The following is a 21,323-nucleotide window of genomic DNA, read 5'->3' as shown; positions in this document are numbered from 1 at the left end:
TCGTTGATCTCGATTTGTTCCCTTCTATGTATATTCAGTACTTGTTTTCGTTCTACTTCTAACCCACAACTTTCCTTATCCGAGGCAACCTGTTATACTAAAGTGTACATGTTTAGTTCGGTTTGAAAGAAGGTCGCTTTCATGGCAAGAATACTGATCTCAGGGTATTACGGATTCGATAACGCCGGGGACGATACCGTGCTGTATGGAATCATTACCTCTCTACAAAAACATATGCCTGACGCAGAACTGGCCGTACTTTCTAATACGCCTGCGGAAACGCAAGCGCTATTTGGGATACCTGCTTTTAACCGCTGGCGGATGAATTCTATTATTCATCAACTGAAAAAATCTGATCTGCTCGTTATGGGAGGCGGCAGTCTGCTTCAGGATGCGACAAGCCCCCGGAGCGTAATCTACTATCTCGGTATTGTCATGATGGCCAAACTACTCGGCAAGCCGGTCATTTTTTATGCGCAAGGCATCGGGCCTATTACCCGTACGCTCAGCAAGCGCCTGATCCGCTCTATTGTGAACCGGGTTGACGTTATCACGGTACGGGACGAGCAGTCAGGAGAAGATCTTAAATCATTTGGTGTCGTAAAGGCTCCGATTCATGTCACAGCTGATCCGGCTGTAACAATTAATCCACAGAACGTCGATACGACATTCGGAAAAACGATCATCCAAAAATATAAACCGCACTCCACCCGCCCTGTTATGGCCATCTCGGTGCGGGCATGGAAAAATGAACAGGCTTATAAAACAGAAATCGCCCGCTTCGCCGATGAGGCGATCCGCCGAGGCTGGGATGTATTTTTCCTTCCGATGCAAAACCCAGCAGACGTTGGTCCTTCCTGGGATATCTTGGAGCTTATGCAAGAGCCAGGAGCGGTGCTGATTGAAGAAAAAATGAATTTCAAACAAATTTTCAGTTTTATTGGGGCATCTCAATTCGTGCTTGGCATGCGCCTGCATTCTGTTATTCTGGCGGCTGTTATGAGTATCCCGTTTGCTGGAGTCTCGTATGATCCAAAAATGGATCGCTTCGTGCGCCGTCTCAACATGGAATCTGCCGGTCATATTAAAGATCTACGCTGGCGCGATCTACTGGCTAATGTAGAGCCATTGTTACGCGATCTTCCCGGAACGCGCGCCCGTATTCAATCCGGCATGAAAGATCTTATCCATGAAGCCGAGAAAAGCAGCGAGCTTGCCCGTCAGTTGCTTCACATTCATAAAAAACTGTAGCTTCCTGTCGAATTACCACTACTTTTGCCTACTTGCCACTAGTTTTGGCAGGTGGGCAGGAGACAGCATATTAAAACAAGAATTCCCCCTTCACGACTGACGTAAAGGGGGAATTTTTTTATGAAAAAGTATGGACAGGCTAATGTGCAAATTTTGTTCGACTTGTTCTCCTGGAAAAAACGTGCCGGTGCTAGTATCCGTTTCGAAATCGTACCACAAAGCCGCTTTTGGATCGTTTCTTTTATCTCCTATGATCAGCACTCACCGTATGAGCATACATTTGCAAGCTTTATGGGAGACACCCATGACGAATTGTATAGCTGGGCGCTTGATCTTCTAACTGATTTTACGATTCAGTTCGATAAAAGCGTAGTGTCTTTTCCAATCCCTGACGCAGTGAATACGCCGGTGTCCACCCCAGCACTTCAGTAGCTTTCGCATGATCGAGATAACTGTGTAAAATATCGCCCTCACGCGGCGCATCGTGGCGTACGTTAAGCGGGCTTCCCATCAATTCTTCAAGGAGCGTGACGAGTTCGTTCACGCTCGTTTTTGTGCCTGTACTAATATTCATAATCTCATTATCGGCTGCTGTAAGCGCCATAACATTCGCCCGCGCTACATCACCCACATACACAAAATCCCGCGTCTGCTCACCATCCCCGAATATAACAAGCCCTTCTCCGGCAATCGCATGGTCTACAAAGATTGATACGACGCCACCTTCGCCTTTCGGGTCCTGACGCTCGCCATATACATTGGCATACCGGAAGGCCGTATAATTCAGACCGTACAAATGATGATAAGTGTGCAGATAAAACTCCGGTACGAACTTCGTTACGCCGTACGGTGACAGCGGCTGTTTTGGATGATCCTCATCAAGCGGCATGTACTGCGGTTCTCCATATGCTGCAGCGGATGATGCATACACAACCTTTTTAACCCCATGCAGGCGAGCTGCTTCCAGCAAATTCACCGTTCCTACCACATTCGACATTGCATCACCAACCGGGTCTTTCAGCGAAACGGGAACAGAACTCTGGGCTGCGTGATGAATAATATAGTCCGGCTTTTCTTTCTCTACGATGGAAAGCACATCGGGTGATGTAAGAGTTGTCCGATACAAGATAGCACGTGCATCTACCTGTTCAGCTTTTCCTGTAGAAAGATCATCTAGTACACATACTTCATATCCAGCTTCCAGACATTGTTCCACAATGTGCGAGCCGATGAAGCCTGCCCCACCTGTCACTAATACTTTCATCATTTTGTACCCCTTCTTCTTTTCAGTAGTTTTCCGGCAAAACGCTCGATAATCTGCAGGGCAAGCGGTTCACGCAATACAATAAGCACCACGAAAAAAAGACCCGCTCCAATCCCAATCAGGATTATAATATACAACTTCTCGAGCATAACGCCCGGAATCGTAACGAATGCTGTCGCGGTATACAAAACCGTCCCCATTATCGCAGAAGCAATCAATGTCTTCAAAGCCGTAAGCCAGAAGGATCGCAACATAAACGGGCCGATCGTACGTCGTAAAAATAGCGCGAGGAGAAGCATATTAGCAAGCGAGCCCACAGATGTTCCGAGCGCCACCCCTCCATGTCCAATATATGGAATAAACAGTAAGCTTGATACAATATTAACCACAATACCTACCATTGCTGCAATTACCGTTACTTTTGTATTCTCCATGGCATAGCATGCACGCGTCAGCAAGTCACGGGCTGCCAGAAAGAATAGTCCAAGGCTCATATATAGCAATGCGACCGCTGTCAGATGGATAGCCTCGCCCGTAAACTCTCCACTTCCGCCCCGGTAGTACAAAAGCGAAACAAGCCGATCCGGAATGACTACCATTGCGGTAATCACTGGCAGCATCAAAATAAACAAATACTGCATCCCTTCCGAAACGGACTGCTTCATCCGCCCGATCTCGCCTTTCGTGTAATACTCGACAAGATACGGATAAATCGGCAGCGTAAACGCCGCAACAAAAATCCCCATTGGGAGCTGGTAAATATTATTAGCGAACCGGAGTGCGGCCACAGTCCCTTCTCCAAGCCCGGCTGACAGCACCGGTTGAATGAAGCTATATACCTGCGTAATGAGCGAACCAAACATAATCGGAATGAAACGCTCTCCTATTTTCTTCATCTCATCCGTATTAAACCGCCAGTCTGGTACTAAAGAATAGTTCTGTTTGCGAAGCGATGGAATCATCGAAAGTGCCGCAAACAAAAAACCAAGCGATGTCCCGATTGCTACCCCGCTAATTCCGTACGCTGGCACAAGCAGCGGATACGCAGCACATATGACAAGTGAGTTCACAACCGTACTCACATTCGGAATAAAAAACTGCTGATGTGCATTTAGCGTCGCCTGAAATACGCCAAGCAACGCAATAAAGACCGCAGACGGCCACATAAGCTGCAATAGCTTTACAGCCAGCTCGATCTGCTTCGCACGCTGCCCAGGTTCGATCGCTGACGATGCATGCTGCATGAAGGTCAGCGCCTCAATAATCTGGCGTGAAAACATAAGGCCTGCAATCATAATAATAAAATAGATGACTGTCGTAACAGTCAGCATCTTACGAAACAGCGCCCGTGCTTCTGCTTCCTCCCCTCGCACCATCATGGCTTTTAATGAAGGAACAAAAATAGCATTCAGCGCCCCTGGAACGAATAAAAAAATCGTACTTGGGATTGTATAGGCTAAGCCATACGCATCTGTCACCCAATCCGCTCCGAACTGGTCCGCAAGTAATATCTCACGAAACAGGCCGACAACCCGTCCGAGAAGCGTCACCGCAATAATAATCATCGCGGAACGTACGACTGTTTGAGCCATGTATTTCAATCTCCTTACCGTGTCAGTCAGACTAATACCTTAGAAAGTATAGCGTATTTCTGCTTGTAACGGAATAACCAACGTTGAACATGTGGCCCGTATTGCGATATAATTGTTACGATTTAGTTGCCCTAGGGTCAGGAAGTGAACAAAGGATGTCCAAAATGAAAATACTGCACGCGATTGGCGGCGGAGAATTCGGAGGCGCAGAGCAGCACATTCTTGAACTGCTGGAGATTTTATCTCGCCATGCTGTCGAGCCTGTCGTTGTCTGCTTCTATAATTCTACGTTTGCGGACGAGCTGCGTAAGCGTAATATCCGTGTAATTGTACTCGATACGTACGGCCGATTTGATTTCCGGCTGATAAAAGGGCTGGCTCATGTCCTGGAAACAGAGAAGCCAGATCTTGTTCATTCACACGGTGTAAAAGCGAACTTCTTCTGCCGACTGGCGATACGTCACGTTCCGAATACTCCAATTATCACAACCATTCACAGCGTATTGCGCTATGATTATCCGAATCCGCTGGCCTATTTCCTTGCGTCACGCATGGAACTATGGACTCGTAAATGGAACAATCATTATATCGCAATTTCGAATTCTATTCGCCAGTCTCTGGAAGCAGATGGGGTGAAGCCTTGTGATATTACCCTCATTCATCATGGGATTCCGATTGAATCGTTCGCTGCTGACCAGGATGTTCGAAGCATTCAAGCTGAACTTGGCATCCCAGCGGGCGCATTTGTGATCGGCACCGTATCCCGGCTTGTACCAGTCAAAGGTTTGAACGACCTTATGCAAGCATTCATTCCACTCGCAGATGAACAAGCGGATATTCACTGGCTCATCATTGGAGACGGTCCAGAGAAAGAAGCCCTTGCCTACGCCGCACGAGAAGCCGGGGTAAGTGATCGCGTTCATTTTGTCGGTTTCCGCAAAGACGTTGCGCGTTGCTTGCATGCGATTGATGTATTTGTCAGCCCTTCGTATTCGGAAGGCCTCGGCCTGTCATTGCTAGAAGCGATGGCAGCCAAACGTCCGGTTGTAGCTACGATGGTCGGAGGAATCGCCGACTTCCTTGTTGATTATCACAACGGGTTGGTCATCTCGCCACACAATCCAGACGAGATTCGGCAAAACATCCTGATTCTAAAAGAAGATGATGGACTACGCCAAAAAATTGCGGAAGCCGGGTATGAGACGGTGAAGAAAGAATATACCCTTACTCATATGGCGCTTCGCACAAAAGAACTGTATTATAAACTTGTACGCAGCAAGTAAAACCCGCTTATGCATGGCGGGTTTTCTTCGTTGTACGTATCTTTCCGGTATGCTATTCTAGTGAAGGCTAACGCCGGATGATTTTTCGGAACAAAAATAGGAGGATATTCCATGAAAGTCATTGATGAAAAAGGAAAGTTTTTCGGCTGGATTAACATTCTTGACCTGTTTCTCATTATCCTGCTGCTTGGCGCGGCCGCGTTTGCAGCTGTTAAATTTACGCACGGTGATGAGATTGCAGTCGGTCCGGTAACTAAAAAGCAAGTAACGTATACGCTGTACAATAGTGCAGAGCATCCATTTGTTGTGAATCAGATTAAGGTCGGAGACATTATCCGTGACAAGGATAAAAATGTGCCGATCGGTAAAGTTGTCGCTGTCAAAGTAGCGCCTGGCAAAACTGCTGTGCCAACAGCAGACGGTCGTATGGTCATGAGTGACGTACCTGAGAAGTTATCCGTCTACATCACTGTCCAGACAAACGCCGTTGTTCAAGGTGGACAAGCACAAGGCGAAGGACAAACTCCACTGCTTGCTGGCAATAAAGTATCCGTCAAAGGCCCAAAATATATGATTGAAACGCTCATTTCTGACGTGAATCTGGGTGATACAAAATGAGTGGCCGCGCTTTCTCCTTCACGGCGAAAGACGCGTTCATTACCGTGCTTCTCGTGCTTGCAGGTATCATTATCATTCTGAAAGCGGGAATGGCAGGCAAGCTTGTTATGCCGCCTGAAAATCTGACGGTCAAAATGGTTATCGAGGCACAACTGCCGAATTTCCACAAGTCGATTCGGGTCGGGGATAAAATCTATCAAAAAGGTGCACTCGATCCATTTGGTACTGTCGTCTCCGTAGAAGCAAAACCGGCCAAAATCTATACGGCTGATGCGAAAGGCCACTACTATCTACGCGAATTTCCCGAGCAAGAAGATGTGTATGTGACTGTCCGTTCGTCGGGCTTCCTTTCGCTTAAGGGGGCACCGATTATTGATGATACGTTCTTCTATTCCAATCAGTACATGCCTGCTCATACGGAACGTGCCACATTCGCCTCTCGTATTCTTGACGTAGAAAAACAGGGGGGATCTCAATGAGAAAGCCATCTTTTTATACCTGGATGACGACGCGAGCAGTAGATGGAATGGTTGACTTGCTCCGGGTGGTGGCAGAGCGAGTTGGACAACGCTCGCTTCTCTCCCGTCTTAAAGCAAGATGGGATGCCCGAACATGGCAATACGCCTTATGGACACTGTTTATCATGGTTTTTCTGCATGTGTATATACTGCTATTTATTCAGAAGCTGGTGCTCATTGTAGCCCTTGATGTGGCTGTGGCCATCCTTCTGATTGCATTCGGACCCGAACGAATCTGGACGATGCTTCGTACAAGCATTCCAGGACGTCTTGCGGCCCATCTGTTTGACCCAAATAAGTAACGATCGGGAGTACGATAGTTATGACGAAAACTCGCCTTATGGCACTGCTGACCGCTATCGCCCTTATTGTGATAGGCGTCGCGCAGTATAAAGTCGGGCTGATCGGCGAATTCGTTTTGATGGGTGCGTTTCTTGGCATTACGATGTATCGGTCGGAATACGGCCTGTACTTGTTGGCCATGGCGCTGCCTATCCTGACGTACCGCCCGCTGCTCGCTTTGATTCTGTTGTTTATTCTTGTTATGTTTGTAACACCGCAAGATTACGAGCGGATGAAGTCCAATCTGAAAAACCATCTGAATCTAGCTGTTTTTCTATTCTGGGCTGCTCTGCTCGTAACTGCACTTACTTCCGTCCATGTTGTCGAAAGTATGCAGCAATTCCTGTTGTACTTTTTTGTGAGCTTCTTGCTATATTTACTTCTCGTCGCCAAAATCAACAGCCGGGATGTATTATACAAGTTTCTCATTTCGTTGTTTATCTCAGCAGCGCTTGTTTCGATTTACGGTGTGTACCAGTATTTCACACTCGACTTTACAACGGCAGCTTGGGTAGACGTAAGCCAGAACCCAGATGTAAAAACGCGTGTGTTTGCGACATTTGAGAACCCGAATTTGTTTGTACAGTATTTGATTATGGTACTGCCATTCAACTTTGCGCTTATTTTCTATACACGCTCGTGGACGAATCGAATTCTACTGACGATTCTCGCTGCTATTATCGGTGTAGCTGTTATTCTGACATTCTCACGCGGCGGCTGGCTGGCGTTGTTTGTCGGAGTAGGAGTTTTGGCCACGATGATTAGCCGCCGCTTGCTCGTAGTCGGTCTCATCGCGGCCGTAATCGGTCTCAACTTCGCTCCAGATGTGATCACGCACCGGATTTTGACTATTTTTGAACCGAAAACAGATTCCTCAAGTGCGTTCCGCTTCCAAATTTGGAAGGCGGCACCGCCGATGATTCGCGAATTTTGGGTAACCGGCATTGGTTCTGATCTTACGACATTTAAAAAAGTATACAGTGATTATATGATGCCAGGTGTAAAAGCAAATCACTTCCACAACATCTACATCATGAACTTTGTCACCGGTGGTATTATGACCATTCTGTTGCTGCTCTATATGTTCTACCAGAGCTTCCGAACAGCGGTTGTTAGCCTATTCGTCAACAACGGCAAAAATCGTCTTGTCTCCCTTGTCGCCAAAGGAGGCATCGGTGCGGTTATGGCTATTGGGATTGCCGGACTTACCGAAGACGTATGGCACCAGTATCGGGTTGACTTTATGTTCTGGATCACACTCGCCCTTATTTCAGTCGCGTTCAATTTATCGCGCCAAGAAAAGGAGAATGTGTAATGGCTCGCACGAAAACCGTTGCCGAGATCGGGGTGTATCCTCCTCCCGTTGGCGGCATCTCTATTCATGTCGCACGGCTGTGTGACCATCTCGAGCAACAGGATGTTCCGTTCATTATTTATGACGGTAATGGAGATAAGGGGGTAAAAGACCGAGCCGTGCTTCCGATTCCGGAAGTAGAGCAATGGTCGTGGCGTTATTTGCGGCAGCGCAATGAAGATATTATTCATAATCACTTCCTGCGCTGGCAGATGCGGTTTGCCCTCTCTCTTTTAAAGCTAAAAGGCAAACGAATCATTCATACGATTCATAGCCTGCGCAATGATGGGGAACATCTCGGGTTTGCTCAAAAAATGATGGTGCGTCTCACGGGGCTTCTCTCTGACCACTTCATTGCTGTGAGTGAAGAAATTAAGGACAAGCTGGTCGAACTGCATATCCCGGAACGTAAAATTTCGGTCATTCCTGCCTTTATTCCACCGGGTGAGAAAGAGGCGGCTGTGCAGATTCCTGATTATATTACCGCGTTTTTTGATCGGTATCCGCGTGTCATTACGGCAAACGGCGGTGTCGGCAATCTGCACAATGGACACGAACTGTACGGACTTGATCTGTGTCTGGATATGTTCATTCAGCTAGCCCGGGAAGATCAGGAGCTCGGGTTCGTGTACTGCATTACTCATGTGGTCGATGAAGATATTCTGGAACGATACAAAGAACGCATTATCGCTCACGGTCTGGAAAGTCGCTGTTTGCTTGTACAAGAAAAAGTACCTTTCTATCCGCTATTGCAACGCTCTGCTTTATTCGTCAGGCCGACTGCAAGCGATGGAGATGCGATTTCACTACGGGAAGCCTTATATTTTGGGACTCCTGCTGTAGCAAGCGATGTGGTGAAACGTCCAAATGGCGTCATAACGTTTGCAAATCGTGATTCGCAGGACTTGATTCTGACCTGCCGGGAAGTGCTGCACCATCCAATACCGGATCCGGAGCAGTATCGTCTTGAACAGGAGCAATATGTGCAGCAGACGCTTGATGTGTTGCTAAACCGATAACTACAAAAGCCTACAGGTGCCAAGTTGGTGGCCTGTAGGCTTTTTCTTGTTTCATGGCAATCTTGTACTTGATGGATTAGTTATATCCAACGTGTAGTGGATATCAAAATCCTCAAATCAGACTTTATAGACATACAAGCTGCCTTATTCCCGCTTATTTATAAGTCTTCTACTGTCATAGTGGGGTTCTTCCAAGCATTTATCTTTTTTAATTCTAAAAAATGTAATTCAAATTACAGACGGCAACTTTATTCAGAAATATAATAAAAACAAAATTGATCTCTACTAAAATTACGTATTCAGGGAGGAATCAGGATGAGTTGGTCTGTTGAGAAAGCAAATGAAATTTTTGAACTGTTCAAGCAGCGGGCGGCAGAGGATGAAGCGTTCCGATTGTTAGCTTTGGAAAATCCGGCACAAGCCGTCAAAGAATTATCAGGTATGGATCTCCCAGAAGGGATTCAGTTGTCCATCACAGAAGATTCACAAGGTCAATTACAGGTTACAACACTTTCCTCTACACCTACAGAGGAAAAAGAACTCAGCGAAGAAGAATTGTTGAGTGTTTCGGGTGGAACTTCATTCTCTGCGTTTATCCTGTATGGTCCTCCGTATGACTCTAGAAAGAAATAAGAATACCTATCTTTATCGATTTTTATTTAAATTATGTATTCAAGGAGGAATCTGTATGAATTGGTCAATTGAGAAAGCGAATGAAACATTTGAGGTGTTCAAGCAACGAGCGGCAGAGGATGAAGCGTTCCGATTGTTAGCTTTGGAAAATCCGGCGCAAGCCGTCAAAGAATTATCAGGTATGGATCTCCCAGAAGGGATTCAGTTGTCCATCACAGAAGATTCACAAGGTCAATTACAGGTTACAACTCTCGTCTCTACACCCGCAGAGGAGAAAGAGCTCAGCGAAGAAGAATTGTTGAGTGTTTCGGGTGGAGTTACCTTCTCCTCTTTTATTCGATATGGCCCCCCATACAACGACAGAAGTAAATAAGAATATGTATACGTTATGGAGCCGAAGAAAGCATTCGGCTCTTTTTTTGTGAAAATAAGATGAAGGATGAGGAAAGATAAGAAAGGACGAACACATAAGAGCGACTTAAGGACAGGAAAAGGCGGTCGCCTTTTCCTACATTGCAATCGTCCTTGTGTCTTTTCTCACCTTTCTCTTCCCTCTTCCCACTCACACCTCCGATATTCCGTAACAACTGGGCACAGAGGATCGATGAAACTCCTAGCAACTTTCTGCATCTGTTCATTTTTTAGCACGATTTGAATGACACAATACGGAACAGTTGACTCAAAGCCAATTTTAGATGTTTGGGCTGCCAGTACAAGACCAAGACCGAGATTGCGATACGCTTCCCGAATGTACAGCGTGCGATATAGCAGCGTATCGGGCATGTGTTGTTCAATAATGGACCAGCCGACAATCGTATCCCCCTCTAGCAGGACACAACTGCACGTACCCGCGATTTTATCCTCATTCCATAATGGGTCATAATATGACAAATACCCTTCCTCCTGTAACCCTGCCATTTCGCCCAATTGTTCTTTTGGCATATCGTTCCATACAATGGCACGATAACCGACAGGAACACGAATACGGCGCATCCAACGTGCTGATTCCAGATTTTTCAATTCAAATCGGTAATAGTGGCTATATACAGCAGGACGATTCCACCCTGATTTCTCTAATACTCTCTCAAACTCCTGAATGTGCGGCAAAGCATAATACTCTACCTTAACATTCGTCATTCCCCCCGCTCGTACTACCTCTAACGCATACTTCATCAACCCAGTCCCAACCCCTTGCTTGCGAAAGCTTTCCTGAACAAACAGGGACGTAAGTTTTGCCTCTGTCTGATCTGCCTCCCGCGCCACTACGATAAGCCCGATCGGCTGCTGATTCACATGAGCCCCAATGAGTAGTGGACGCTTCTCTGTTGGGATCGTTCCATCCACAATGACATTTCGGTAGCTTTGATACGTAAATTTTTGATACGGTTTTGCACTTTCAGGTCGTAGTAGCTCCAGTTCAAACATGATTGGTTCACCTCATTTGGATTAAATAACTTGCCGTTGTGCCATCACGGCAAATACGCCGCCGCGCTCTAGTAACTCTTCATACGTTCCTTGTTCCACGATCTTTCCTTTTTCCATGACGATGATACGATCAGCGTGTACGATAGTACTTAGACGGTGCGCAATGACGATCCGGGTACTATTCATCGCTTGAAGCATGGTTGTAATTTTTTCTTGGGAAATCTGGTCGAGGGCACTCGTAGCTTCGTCCAGAAATAAAACGGTCGGTTTATGAACAATCGCACGCGCCAATAAAATTCTCTGTCTTTGACCGCCAGAAAACGTGCTCCCCGCTTCGGACAATACCGTATGCATTCCCATCGGCAAGTTGCTAATATCCGCATCTAATCCAACGGCATGTGCCGCCGTCCACGCATCTTCAACAGATAAGTCTGTACTTTGCCCGATAATGTTCTCTGCAATGTCACCCGCCCATACCCGACCGTTTTGCAGCACGACACCGCATTGGCGGCGCACTGCCCGTAGGTCGAGCCCGCTTATGTCTTTTCCATCGTAATAAATCGCACCGTTTGTCGATTTTTCAAAGCCAATCAGCAAGCGCAGCAAGGTCGACTTCCCACTTCCCGAAGCGCCAACAATGGCCACATATTCCCCTGCTTTTATATGGAGCGATACATCATCGAGCGCTAGCCGTCCAGAAGTATCGTAGGCAAATGAAACGTGGCTGACTTCTATTTCACCGGACAGCTCCCCCGGATCAGATTGTGCATCATCTATTTCCGGTTGCTCCTCTAGCAAAGGAGTCAGTCGTTTGTATGTCGGGATTAATTCAAACAGCGGTATAGAAGATGTACAAAAACCAATGACAGAGCCAATCAGAATCGCAAATGCGGCATGAAATGCAACGAATGCACCGGGATTCATCTGAATGCCAGAAGCAGAAACCATCCAGAATAACGCTAGGCTCGCCGCAAGCGGATAGCCCGTGTTAATGATAAGTAAGGTATTTCCTGATTCCCGCAGCTTGTATGCGAACGCTCGCTGCATGCTAAACGCGTGACTCCAGCGATGGAAGGCGCGGTTCTCTGCCGCAGCCACACGCAGCTTCGGGATGCTTGCGACAAGCTGGACAAGCAAGCCGCTTACGATACCTTGTTGTGTTGTTTCCTGATTCGTATACCGCCGCAAGCGAACGCTAATCAGCGCGAACAAAATCATATACACAACGACTAGAATGACGGCAAGCCATGCAAGTGTAGGCTGATACGAAAATAAAAGCCCAATCTGCAACAGAGAGAACAGAGCGCTGACCATACCGCCAGTAAGCCAGTTGGAGATAATGTGGAAACTTGTGGTCACCCCTCCCATCCGAATGGCCAGATCGCCAGCGGTATACTGGCGAAAAAACGATATGGGCATGTGCAAAAGCCGATCCCACGCCGCGCTATGCAGGGCACAATCAGACGTGCCAGACAGGCGCAACCATGTAACAGCTTGCGAGACCGTACATCCAAATACAGTGAATGCAATGGCAAGCAGCAGTATCATCATATAAAACAACTGACTTGGCTCAGCCGCTGGAATAATTTTGTCCACCAGCACCCCGGTTGCAATGGGAAACACCATACCGAGCAAGCCGATCACAAGCCCGATGAAAAGTGCACGGGATACATCCTGTCTGGCACGCGGTGTAAACATAAACCGGATAATATCCTTCCAATCCACTGCTCGATGAGGCAAAGAACGATACATTTCGTAAGCAAACGGTTTTAGATGGGCTGCGATTGCGGGTGTTACGTTGCTACTGTCATCATGCGCTGGATCACGCAGTATATAGGCAGCACCCTTGTCAGGCAGAAGGGCTACCGGATTCCCATCGTCCCAAAAAGCAAGCAGAGGACCGTTATCTTCACACCACCAGCGTCCGCGCAGCGCTACCTTCCGATACCGAATGCCCAACACTTCAAAAATCGCTTCCGGCCTGTTAGAATTCAAGCGTTTCGGTGGCGAAATTGTAATGCCCAACACCTCTCCAACCCACCGACAGCACATAAGCAACGGGTCATGATCGACAGCATCTTCCATCAGCCGCTGCTGTTTTTCCTTATCCGCGACAGCTGCGAAGCGGGCAAGTGATTGCTTGATCATCGCCTGATCCTGCTCGGCCCGCAAAGCAATCCGCACTTGCTCATCCACTTCCCGACTCTGTTTGTTTCTCTTTATGACGATCCCGATCAGCTCATGATAAAAGAGCAAACTCGGCGCACATTCATCGTCTGTGATAAATTCCTGCATCGGAACGGTGTGCAGGCGATTCCCTTGTACCGAGGCGACCCATGTTGTGCGCAGCAACGGGACCGCCTGCATAGCGGGCACAAGCGGAATATCATCTCGTCCCCAGCAGCGAACCGGATGCGTAATCGGACGCGCCCAGACGATGGATTCCGATAAAAACGTCCCTTCTTTCCAGACAACCGTCTCTTGACCCATGTCAACCAGCTGTGCCTGACGGGGCGCGATTTCTGTCACAACCGCTGCGGTTATGTTTTGAATCCACACATTCAATAAGCGGGAACAGTATGTACCTAGCGCAGCCTCTGTTCGTAGAAGCGCCTGTAACGCCGTAAAATCAATGGACAGCCATTTCGTTCCCGGCAGCACATCTGCCACAAGCCCTGTTTGATTGCGCACGGTTTGCGGAAGCGCCAGCATGATCTGACCCGCTTCGATGGAAAACAAAAACTGTTTTGTGCTTACCGCACGCCCGTCTTGCCACTCGACCGCATACAAATCAACGCTTCCTTCTACGACGACATATACGATAGAAGGATCATGTAACGGTACAGACGTTCGTTTCGTAACATATGATGAATCCTGTGCGATAGAAAACAGACTGTCCGGTATCATGAAGCCTCCTCCTCTTGTTTACCAGCGGCGTTATATAGCGTAGCGTACGAACCGTCTGCCTGAATTAACTCATCGTGTGTGCCTTGCTGCACAATTCTTCCCTTATCTACCACCACAATATGATCACAATCCCGAATGGCACTAAGCCGATGCGCAATAATGATGCATGTGCATCCCCGGCGGCGCAGCTGGGCATAAATGTACGCTTCCACCGCCGGATCAAGTGCGCTTGTCGCCTCATCCAGAATAAGAATCGACGGCTGCTGGGCCAGTGCCCGGGCAATCTCGATTCGCTGTGCTTGCCCCCCACTAAAATTCCGACCGCCTTCTTCCACAAGATGCTCATATCCGTCTGTCCGTGCGTTAATGTCGTCGTGAATTCCACTGTCTTTTGCCGCTTGTACGACGACAGACTTCGGAATGGTTTGATCCCACAGCGTAATATTGTCATGCACCGTACCGGAAAATAAATGAATGTCCTGATCAACGAGCGCCACCGAATTGACAAGTAGTGTCCTCGGCAAGACTGATCTCTCTATCCCATCGAATGTAATACTTCCGGACCACGGATGATACAAACCAGAGAGCAGCTTGGCAATCGTTGATTTTCCACTTCCTGACCCGCCAACGATCGCCACGAATGAGCCTGGTGCGACATGCAGCGAAATATTTTCAATAAGCGGTGCTTCGAGTGGGCTATACCCGAACGTCACATCACGCAGCGATAATGCCCCGGACAATTTGGTAGCCGCATGTTTTTCTGCCATGTGCTCCACATCCGGCTGACGGGCATATGTGTCATCAGCCGGATAGCCGAGCACATCATCGAGCCTGGTCAAGTGCCCTTTCATCGTCTGGAGCATGCCTCCCATCGCAACCAAATTATTGATCGGCGCTAAAAAACCAGCCGTAAATCCTTGAAACGCGAGCAGCATGCCAACTGTAAACGACCCATTCAGGATCAGTACGCCACCAATCGTTAAAATAAGTGTTTGATTCAAATACGCGAGAAATGGAGGGATCGCCACCAAGTATTGATTAGATACCCCCAAGCGCTGTTCCGCCTGAATTTTATTTGCCTGATAGCCCGCCCAGCGAGCAAAAAAGTCGGTTTCTCGCCCGTTCGCTTTCAAGGATTCCATATTCATCAAGCCCGCAATGGAAGCTCCCCAGAGCTTTCCTTGATCAAGCTGAAGCTTCTGATTGTGACTGGCCTGTTTTTTGGAGACGACGAGCAAGTACACCACATTCATGCTCGCGACAACAACAGCAACAAGTGCCAGCCGCACGTCATACAGCAGCATAAATCCAAGATATAATCCGATTACCAGTATATCGATTACCGTGCTTGCCAACTGCTCAGTTACGAATTTGGCAATCCAATCGTTTGCTTGTATGCGCCCAGTCACTTCCCCAACAGACCGATGTGTAAAAAAATGAACGGGTAAGCGAAAGATATGCCAGATAAATGTACTTGACATACTTAAAGAAAGCTTCGTTTCTAGCCGCAACAACGCATATTGACGCATACTTGTAAGCAGCATACGCAAAAGCAAGGTAACAACCATGCCAAGCAGCAAAGCAGACACCCATTGCATCTGTCCTGCCAGCAGCATACGATCAACAAAAACTTTTAAAAAGATCGGCACAAGAATTCCCGTAGCAACTAGCGCCAACCCGGATAGAAGCAGGTAGCTCCATTCAGTCCCGTATCCTTTCAGTCGATTTAACAAAGAAGGAAACACCGCGAATGCATGCCCACGTGCTACGAACTCTTCGCCAGGCTCCATCGTAAGCACAACACCGGTAAACGATTGATCAAACTCTTCAATTGGAACCATGCTGCGTCCATGTGCCGGATCATTCACATACACGTTGTCGCCTACAAAGCCTTCAATGACAAGAAAATGATTAAAATTCCAATGCACGATGAACGGCGGTTTTATTTGGCGCAGACTGTTCGTCTCTTTCTTATATCCTTTAGCCGTTAACCCGTATTTGCGGGCAGCTTTCAAAATATTAAGTGCTTTACTCCCGTCCCGAGATACCCCGCAATCATCCCGCAATGTTTCGATTGGAATGTAGCAGCCATAATGAGCCAAAATGATCGCAAGTGAAACCGCACCACATTCTACCGCTTCCATTTGCAAGATGGTCGGGGTTTCCTGTTTTTTAGGTAACCTCGATAACCAGAACATGATTCTATCTCACCTCGCCCTCTCAAAAAATCCAGTTGATCGGACGGACGCTCCCGACGATAAAATCGACGGAACAGAGCATGCCCGTTTGTGCCCGGAAGTTAGAATGAGCACGCGGGGCCGTCCAGTGAAATCCGGTTGAATGCCGGGCATCTGTCTCTAATGCGACCCGGATTTCCATAACAGAACCCGTCTGCAAAAATTGCTGCGCGACTTCTCTATTTCCAACTGCGCGCTCGATGCTGGATAAAGAAGCCGGGACACCTGAAACGGACGAGACATGTCCAATGATGGCGCCATTTTCGCTATTTCGGTCTTGATTCGGCCAAATTCTTGCTTGCATGCCTGGTTGAATCTGCTTGCTGACTTCTGGCGATACATATACAACGGTTTCCGCTTTCTTATCTTCACTCGCCAGATCAAGCGTAAACAGCGGCTCACCTGCTTTGAGCCATTGTCCTGGCCTAGCATGCAGCTCGGTTACCGTTCCACTTTCCAGACTCACAATGCGTGATTTAAGCAGCAATTGCTGTGAAACATTCGGAGCGGTACCGGAAGCCGGTGCCACCCACGCCGGATTAAATAAACGGGCCACAACATCACCGCGTGATATATGATCGCCCACCTGCACACTGCTATCGGTCAGCTGCCCTTCGACCGTGGAAACGATGCGCGTCATTCCTCCCTGTAATACAAATACACCACTGCCTTTTGTTTGAACAGGAATGGTACTGCATACAGCCCATATAAAAAAGGCGACAATCAGCATAACGATTGCAATAAGTGCAAGCCAGTGGCGAGGGCGTGTGATAGTCAGTAAAATATCCAGCTTTTCCGGTGACGCCATGCGCTCTAACGCTGCTTTGCGATATAAATTATGATTCATCACTCATTCCCCCTCTCTTGAACGTGACGATAACCCCCATCTGGTTGCAGCCACGCCTTCACCGTAAGAGAGTCCGCATCCGACGTAGTAGCAAACGAGTACGTTCGCACCGCTCCCTCCCAACGTTCGATCTGCCGCAGCACGTTGCGAATGCGTGTTGGGTCAGAGGACTTCGCCTCGGAAACAGCATGTGCCATTAACATACACGCATCATAGCCGATTGCAGCAAAGCGATCCGGCAGCACGCCGTATGCTTTTTGATACTGCTCCACAAACGCCCTGGTCGGCGTGCGCTGTGCAAATGGATCATAGTCGGGCATAACATATACCGTGGCAGCAGAATGTGGAAGGGTAGCCCCTCTATTCGGAAATGAATCAGATGCAACAACGAGCGGCAAAGTAGACCGGGCAGATTGTGCCTCGGAAACAAAACGAGCAGCCGACTCTCCCGTAGAATCGAACACAATACCAATGTCTGTTTGTAGTAGCGTCCATTTATGCAGCGTCTGCCCTAGCAAAGAATGAGACGCTGTGCTTACCATGCGATCCGTTACAATCATGCCATTTTGTTCGGCCATCTTCTCTAGCGTGGAAGCAAATTGTCTACCAGCTGCGCTTTCTTCATAATAAATCGCAATGTTTTTATGCCCATTTCTCTGCAAGAATGCCAGTGTAGATCGGGCGTATGCTTCTGGTTGGATGCTCAAAGAGATGACTTCTGTCTGTGATTGCACGCGATGATCTGTCGCCACAACCGGAAGTGTTCCTGGGAAAGAATCTGGCATAGATGCCGCAATCGCAAATGAAAATGGCTGTTCACTTGTCGGTATGTGCTTCCCGGATTCGATATATAGAGGCTGTAGCGAAGGTGTTTCATTCGCTTTCGTGCGTTTCGTTACTTGCAAGGCTAGCTCGATGCCACGCTGGAAGGACTGTGCTGCTGTTTTGTCGGCAGGCAAATATGCGGGAAATACCGCATGTATCTGCTGGATTGAGGCAGAAGAAAGAACAGGAGCCACACGCTTTTCTTGAGGAACGAGCTGCATCATTTGCCACACCGGAAGCGTGATAATCAGTGCGACACATGCTATTGCCCCGTTACGCCATATGTCTCGTCCACGCTGTTCCCATAAAGACGCTATGCTACTACTTATATGACTGCTGGCCATGACCGCTGTAAGTGCTACAACAACAGGGTGTACGCCTGCTGCAAGCGCCAGTGAGCCGAAGCTAACCATCCCGAGCAAGACGGCCAGCATCGCAGGCACGAACTGCCGGAATACGTATATGCTTATAAACAGACCAATCACATACCAGAACGGCGATGCATTCGACATAAATGAGGCGATGATCGCTTCCCCCCACCCTGTCTTCCTCATCGTGCCAGCCATACTGACAAACAAACCGAAGACAATGAACGAGCTATATCTTAATTCACGCGCAGCTTCCGGCGTACTGCCAATCAAGGCGAATAAAGCAATACATGCCGCCATAACAATCCAAAAGATCGAAATATTCAAATATGGAGCAGCAAAAAAGCCGGCTGTCATCAGTACCATGAGACTGAGCGCGATCGTTTCACGAGATGTCCATGGTCCGATTACATCAAGCTGATTTTGTATAAGCTGCCGATTGAAAGCAGGCTGCTCTTGAACTGTTCTTTTCCGTACTAAAAAAGCAAGTCCTTGCACAAGAGCGAATGCGAGCGCAAGTGGCAGAGCCGCGCGTAACCAAATAGCAAAGCTTGGGTCATGTTGTTGGGTTTCAGGAATGAGAGCGAGCGTGAATAAGCAAATAGCAGATGATGTCATAAAGAGGAAAGTATAAGACGCAGCCAACGAATCACTTCTCTCTTTAGCAAGAAGTAATCCAAATGCCTCGGAACGCAAGCGCGAAGATGGAACGATGAGCGCAGCGAGAACCGCTGCAAATCGCACAAGGGCTATGTACAAAAAAGCAGGCTCAGGAAGTTTGCTTGCCAGTATAAGCACTATGCGCTGTAAAATTCCGGTTTGAAACACAATTTGTGCAATTAATGCTAACGCAAGCGCCGTAATAATCGGGGGTTCGGAAAAAGTAGACAACACCTCATTCGGACTCGTTATACCGAGGCAAACCGTTACTACAGACATTGTAACAGCCATCATAATAAGGGAGGTGAGCCGCAGTGCTACAAGTAAAAATCCCGTACATAAAACAGTTGCGATCACCGACACATGATATGGAATATGAAAATACAACAGTCCTCCATATAAAGCTGTCCCAACAAGCAGCGTACCAAGCCAAAGCATTAGTTTCAGCATAGAGAAAGCGGAGGGCGTTCCTTGCTTTTGGGTTTCCAGCAAGACGGTCGACTTACGGGGAAGCTGTGATTCCTTGCGTGTTGCTGCCGCTTCTTGATGAGCAGGGGATGAAGGGAGACTGGGTGTTTGCTCCTGCTGGCGATTTACGGCAGCTAAGCGGCGAGCTAGAATTCCGGCAAATTGAACAGCTAATGCATTATGTGTAAGGAGCAGGCGATCAAACTGCTCCTTTGAGAGATGCAGCACAACTACATCTTCTTCCGCTTTCGCAGATGCTGACCGCGGATCTCCAGTCAGCAGTGCCATCTCGCCAAAGTACTCTTTTTCCTTCAGCAGTGCCAGTGTTCGCTCTTTTCCATCCTCTTGCAAAAAAATACGGACAGAGCCCTGCATGATGATGTAGAGACAATCCCCGAATTCACCTTCTTCAAATAAGATTTCTCCCCGATGAAAGCTTCGCTGCGTAAATTCCGGGAGCAATGTTGCCTTATGAACTCGATCCAAATCTTGAAAAAGAGGAATGTCTAAAAAAGTAAGCTTATCCAAATATCCGTACACACTCCTTTCCTAAAATAACATCATTTCGACGATTAGTAATAAAAAACCTTTTTACTCTTTGGTAGTCCTCCTTGAGCTTTGTCTACACATCCCCTTCTGTTTCACTAACCGTCCGCTCGTTTACCCAACCATCTATTCCCGGCTCACCACTTTGAATGTGATACCATACTTCACCGTTTTTATCGATTGCCTCTTCAAAACTATCTATAATCGTACCTCTTTCAATCAATGTTAATACCCTTGAAGAAAGAGAGGGGGCCGAGCGAACATTTGCCCTCGACACAACCACTTCCAGTACTTTTTGTGCCGGCACTGCCTGTAGCGAAGGAATGCTTTCCGAAGCCTGCTGTTCTCCCCATCTATTCTCTTGTACCCGCTTCTGTGGATGAGCACTCCACTGCTGAAACATAGGCATAACCTGTGTAAGCGGAATGCTAAAGCTAACATTATTATCATCTTTTCTCTGTGCGGACACAATGCCAATCGCTGCCCCGTTATCCAGCCGTACAAGCGGACCACCGCTATTCCCTGGAGAGACAGAAGCTGATATTTGATACAGATAAGAACTATTTCCCTTATCCTCCCGTATTCCACTCACAAGCCCGGGTGTCACCGTTTTCTCATATCCATATGGATTTCCTAAGGCCAGTATTTGCTCCCCTGCATCTGCCTTTGTTTCTGCATCAACTTTCATCGGTGTACGCCCCACTAATTCAGGCACACGAACGAGAGCAATATCTTTATCTGTATTGATACCAATAACTTCTCCCTTTCCCTGCTTTCCATCCCACATTTTCACAATGATCTCATAGGCATCATCTACTACATGGGCGTTTGTAATAATATCGCCCTTAGTGTTGTATAGAAAGCCGCTACCTACTCTGTCACTGTGTAAGCCTCTAACTTGAATATAGGCTACTTTACTTTCATTCTCTTTCATAAGTTGCTTGGCACTATTTGAATTTTGTTCAATTCTGGCAGCCGTCTTAACGACTTGCTCTTTATTTTCTTTCTTGGCTTGATCTCCCTGCTTAGGCTGACCTAATGTCTCCTCGATAGTAAGGGGCATTGTTTTCATTTTCTCATTAATTGCATATCCACCTACTGCACCACCACACAATAGCATGGTAGAGAGAGCCCCTGCCACTCCTTTCTGAAAAGAAGAACCCATA

At 47.6% G+C, this 21,323-nt stretch carries 18 protein-coding genes; 10 read left to right on the top strand and 8 right to left on the bottom strand.

Annotation, left to right across the window (positions count from 1 at the left end; translation table 11 throughout):
• Positions 1-141: 141 nt before the first annotated feature.
• Together csaB and PO771_RS03595 are read left to right on the top strand one after the other, a co-directional pair.
• Positions 142-1,251: a polysaccharide pyruvyl transferase CsaB gene (gene csaB / locus PO771_RS03600; protein ID WP_272561914.1), complete on the top strand. Its 1,110-nt coding sequence runs from the start codon at positions 142-144 to the stop codon at positions 1,249-1,251.
• A 120-nt stretch (positions 1,252-1,371) separates the two neighbouring features.
• Positions 1,372-1,683, top strand: a complete 312-nt coding sequence (locus tag PO771_RS03595; RefSeq protein ID WP_272561913.1) for a hypothetical protein — start codon at positions 1,372-1,374, stop codon at positions 1,681-1,683.
• Here the strand turns inward: PO771_RS03595 and PO771_RS03590 are convergent.
• Both PO771_RS03590 and murJ read right to left on the bottom strand, forming a co-directional pair.
• Positions 1,598-2,518, bottom strand: coding sequence for an SDR family oxidoreductase (locus PO771_RS03590; RefSeq protein WP_272561912.1), 921 nt, complete (start codon positions 2,516-2,518; stop codon positions 1,598-1,600). The genes PO771_RS03595 and PO771_RS03590 overlap by 86 nt on opposite strands.
• Positions 2,515-4,107 carry a murein biosynthesis integral membrane protein MurJ gene (murJ, locus tag PO771_RS03585; protein WP_272561911.1) on the bottom strand — a complete coding sequence of 531 codons (1,593 nt, stop codon included), beginning with the start codon at positions 4,105-4,107 and terminating at the stop codon, positions 2,515-2,517. The genes PO771_RS03590 and murJ overlap by 4 nt, the downstream gene beginning before the upstream one ends.
• A gap of 164 nt (positions 4,108-4,271) precedes the next feature.
• On the opposite strand from murJ, the gene PO771_RS03580 reads away from it, so the two are divergent.
• From PO771_RS03580 to PO771_RS03545, 8 genes are all read left to right on the top strand, one after another.
• On the top strand, positions 4,272-5,390 hold the full coding sequence (locus PO771_RS03580) for a glycosyltransferase (RefSeq protein WP_272561910.1): 1,119 nt from the start codon (positions 4,272-4,274) through the stop codon (positions 5,388-5,390).
• A gap of 111 nt (positions 5,391-5,501) precedes the next feature.
• Positions 5,502-6,008: a DUF4330 domain-containing protein gene (locus PO771_RS03575; RefSeq protein ID WP_272561909.1), complete on the top strand. Its 507-nt coding sequence runs from the start codon at positions 5,502-5,504 to the stop codon at positions 6,006-6,008.
• Complete coding sequence (locus PO771_RS03570) at positions 6,005-6,487, top strand: DUF4330 family protein (protein ID WP_272561908.1); 483 nt, start codon at positions 6,005-6,007, stop codon at positions 6,485-6,487. Before PO771_RS03575 ends, PO771_RS03570 begins: the two co-directional genes overlap by 4 nt.
• Positions 6,484-6,828 carry a hypothetical protein gene (locus PO771_RS03565; protein WP_272561907.1) on the top strand — a complete coding sequence of 115 codons (345 nt, stop codon included), beginning with the start codon at positions 6,484-6,486 and terminating at the stop codon, positions 6,826-6,828. Before PO771_RS03570 ends, PO771_RS03565 begins: the two co-directional genes overlap by 4 nt.
• A 20-nt stretch (positions 6,829-6,848) precedes the next feature.
• Entirely contained in the window at positions 6,849-8,183 is a 1,335-nt protein-coding gene (locus PO771_RS03560; RefSeq protein ID WP_272561906.1) for an O-antigen ligase family protein, read from the top strand.
• Positions 8,183-9,241 carry a glycosyltransferase family 4 protein gene (locus PO771_RS03555; protein WP_272561905.1) on the top strand — a complete coding sequence of 353 codons (1,059 nt, stop codon included), beginning with the start codon at positions 8,183-8,185 and terminating at the stop codon, positions 9,239-9,241. The genes PO771_RS03560 and PO771_RS03555 overlap by 1 nt, the downstream gene beginning before the upstream one ends.
• Positions 9,242-9,556: 315 nt before the next feature.
• Positions 9,557-9,874 (top strand): hypothetical protein, encoded by a 318-nt coding sequence (locus tag PO771_RS03550; RefSeq protein ID WP_272561904.1) that lies wholly within the window; start codon positions 9,557-9,559, stop codon positions 9,872-9,874.
• A 55-nt stretch (positions 9,875-9,929) separates the two neighbouring features.
• Positions 9,930-10,247, top strand: coding sequence for a hypothetical protein (locus PO771_RS03545; RefSeq protein WP_272561903.1), 318 nt, complete (start codon positions 9,930-9,932; stop codon positions 10,245-10,247).
• A gap of 164 nt (positions 10,248-10,411) precedes the next feature.
• Here PO771_RS03545 and PO771_RS03540 read toward each other — a convergent pair whose 3' ends face one another.
• The 6 genes from PO771_RS03540 to PO771_RS03515 all read right to left on the bottom strand — a co-directional run bounded on the left by PO771_RS03540 (position 10,412) and on the right by PO771_RS03515 (position 21,322).
• The gene (locus tag PO771_RS03540; protein ID WP_272561902.1) at positions 10,412-11,299 is read right to left on the bottom strand and encodes a GNAT family N-acetyltransferase; all 888 of its coding nucleotides are present in this window, start codon (positions 11,297-11,299) and stop codon (positions 10,412-10,414) included.
• 21 nt (positions 11,300-11,320) lie between these two features.
• The gene (locus PO771_RS03535) at positions 11,321-14,206 is read right to left on the bottom strand and encodes an NHLP bacteriocin export ABC transporter permease/ATPase subunit (protein ID WP_272561901.1); all 2,886 of its coding nucleotides are present in this window, start codon (positions 14,204-14,206) and stop codon (positions 11,321-11,323) included.
• Positions 14,203-16,404 carry an NHLP family bacteriocin export ABC transporter peptidase/permease/ATPase subunit gene (locus PO771_RS03530; RefSeq protein ID WP_272561900.1) on the bottom strand — a complete coding sequence of 734 codons (2,202 nt, stop codon included), beginning with the start codon at positions 16,402-16,404 and terminating at the stop codon, positions 14,203-14,205. The genes PO771_RS03535 and PO771_RS03530 overlap by 4 nt, the downstream gene beginning before the upstream one ends.
• A 22-nt stretch (positions 16,405-16,426) precedes the next feature.
• Positions 16,427-17,290, bottom strand: a complete 864-nt coding sequence (locus PO771_RS03525) for an HlyD family efflux transporter periplasmic adaptor subunit (protein ID WP_272561899.1) — start codon at positions 17,288-17,290, stop codon at positions 16,427-16,429.
• Positions 17,290-20,139 (bottom strand): cyclic nucleotide-binding domain-containing protein, encoded by a 2,850-nt coding sequence (locus PO771_RS03520; protein ID WP_272561898.1) that lies wholly within the window; start codon positions 20,137-20,139, stop codon positions 17,290-17,292. Before PO771_RS03520 ends, PO771_RS03525 begins: the two co-directional genes overlap by 1 nt.
• 94 nt (positions 20,140-20,233) lie before the next feature.
• Positions 20,234-21,322, bottom strand: coding sequence for a trypsin-like peptidase domain-containing protein (locus PO771_RS03515; RefSeq protein WP_272561897.1), 1,089 nt, complete (start codon positions 21,320-21,322; stop codon positions 20,234-20,236).
• Position 21,323: the final 1 nt, after the last annotated feature.

It is taken from the genome of Aneurinibacillus uraniidurans (genome assembly GCF_028471905.1).
Taxonomy (GTDB): domain Bacteria; phylum Bacillota; class Bacilli; order Aneurinibacillales; family Aneurinibacillaceae; genus Aneurinibacillus; species Aneurinibacillus uraniidurans.
Note: the sequence above shows the minus strand (reverse complement) of the source record. Positions and strands in the feature narration are given on the sequence as shown.

Coding starts and splice junctions, on each gene's coding strand:
- csaB (WP_272561914.1), top strand. CDS start 142: ATGGCAAGAATACTGATCTCAGGGTATTACGGATTCGATAACGCCGGG.
- PO771_RS03595 (WP_272561913.1), top strand. CDS start 1,372: ATGAAAAAGTATGGACAGGCTAATGTGCAAATTTTGTTCGACTTGTTC.
- PO771_RS03590 (WP_272561912.1), bottom strand. CDS start 2,518: ATGATGAAAGTATTAGTGACAGGTGGGGCAGGCTTCATCGGCTCGCAC.
- murJ (WP_272561911.1), bottom strand. CDS start 4,107: ATGGCTCAAACAGTCGTACGTTCCGCGATGATTATTATTGCGGTGACG.
- PO771_RS03580 (WP_272561910.1), top strand. CDS start 4,272: ATGAAAATACTGCACGCGATTGGCGGCGGAGAATTCGGAGGCGCAGAG.
- PO771_RS03575 (WP_272561909.1), top strand. CDS start 5,502: ATGAAAGTCATTGATGAAAAAGGAAAGTTTTTCGGCTGGATTAACATT.
- PO771_RS03570 (WP_272561908.1), top strand. CDS start 6,005: ATGAGTGGCCGCGCTTTCTCCTTCACGGCGAAAGACGCGTTCATTACC.
- PO771_RS03565 (WP_272561907.1), top strand. CDS start 6,484: ATGAGAAAGCCATCTTTTTATACCTGGATGACGACGCGAGCAGTAGAT.
- PO771_RS03560 (WP_272561906.1), top strand. CDS start 6,849: ATGACGAAAACTCGCCTTATGGCACTGCTGACCGCTATCGCCCTTATT.
- PO771_RS03555 (WP_272561905.1), top strand. CDS start 8,183: ATGGCTCGCACGAAAACCGTTGCCGAGATCGGGGTGTATCCTCCTCCC.
- PO771_RS03550 (WP_272561904.1), top strand. CDS start 9,557: ATGAGTTGGTCTGTTGAGAAAGCAAATGAAATTTTTGAACTGTTCAAG.
- PO771_RS03545 (WP_272561903.1), top strand. CDS start 9,930: ATGAATTGGTCAATTGAGAAAGCGAATGAAACATTTGAGGTGTTCAAG.
- PO771_RS03540 (WP_272561902.1), bottom strand. CDS start 11,299: ATGTTTGAACTGGAGCTACTACGACCTGAAAGTGCAAAACCGTATCAA.
- PO771_RS03535 (WP_272561901.1), bottom strand. CDS start 14,206: ATGATACCGGACAGTCTGTTTTCTATCGCACAGGATTCATCATATGTT.
- PO771_RS03530 (WP_272561900.1), bottom strand. CDS start 16,404: ATGTTCTGGTTATCGAGGTTACCTAAAAAACAGGAAACCCCGACCATC.
- PO771_RS03525 (WP_272561899.1), bottom strand. CDS start 17,290: ATGAATCATAATTTATATCGCAAAGCAGCGTTAGAGCGCATGGCGTCA.
- PO771_RS03515 (WP_272561897.1), bottom strand. CDS start 21,322: ATGGGTTCTTCTTTTCAGAAAGGAGTGGCAGGGGCTCTCTCTACCATG.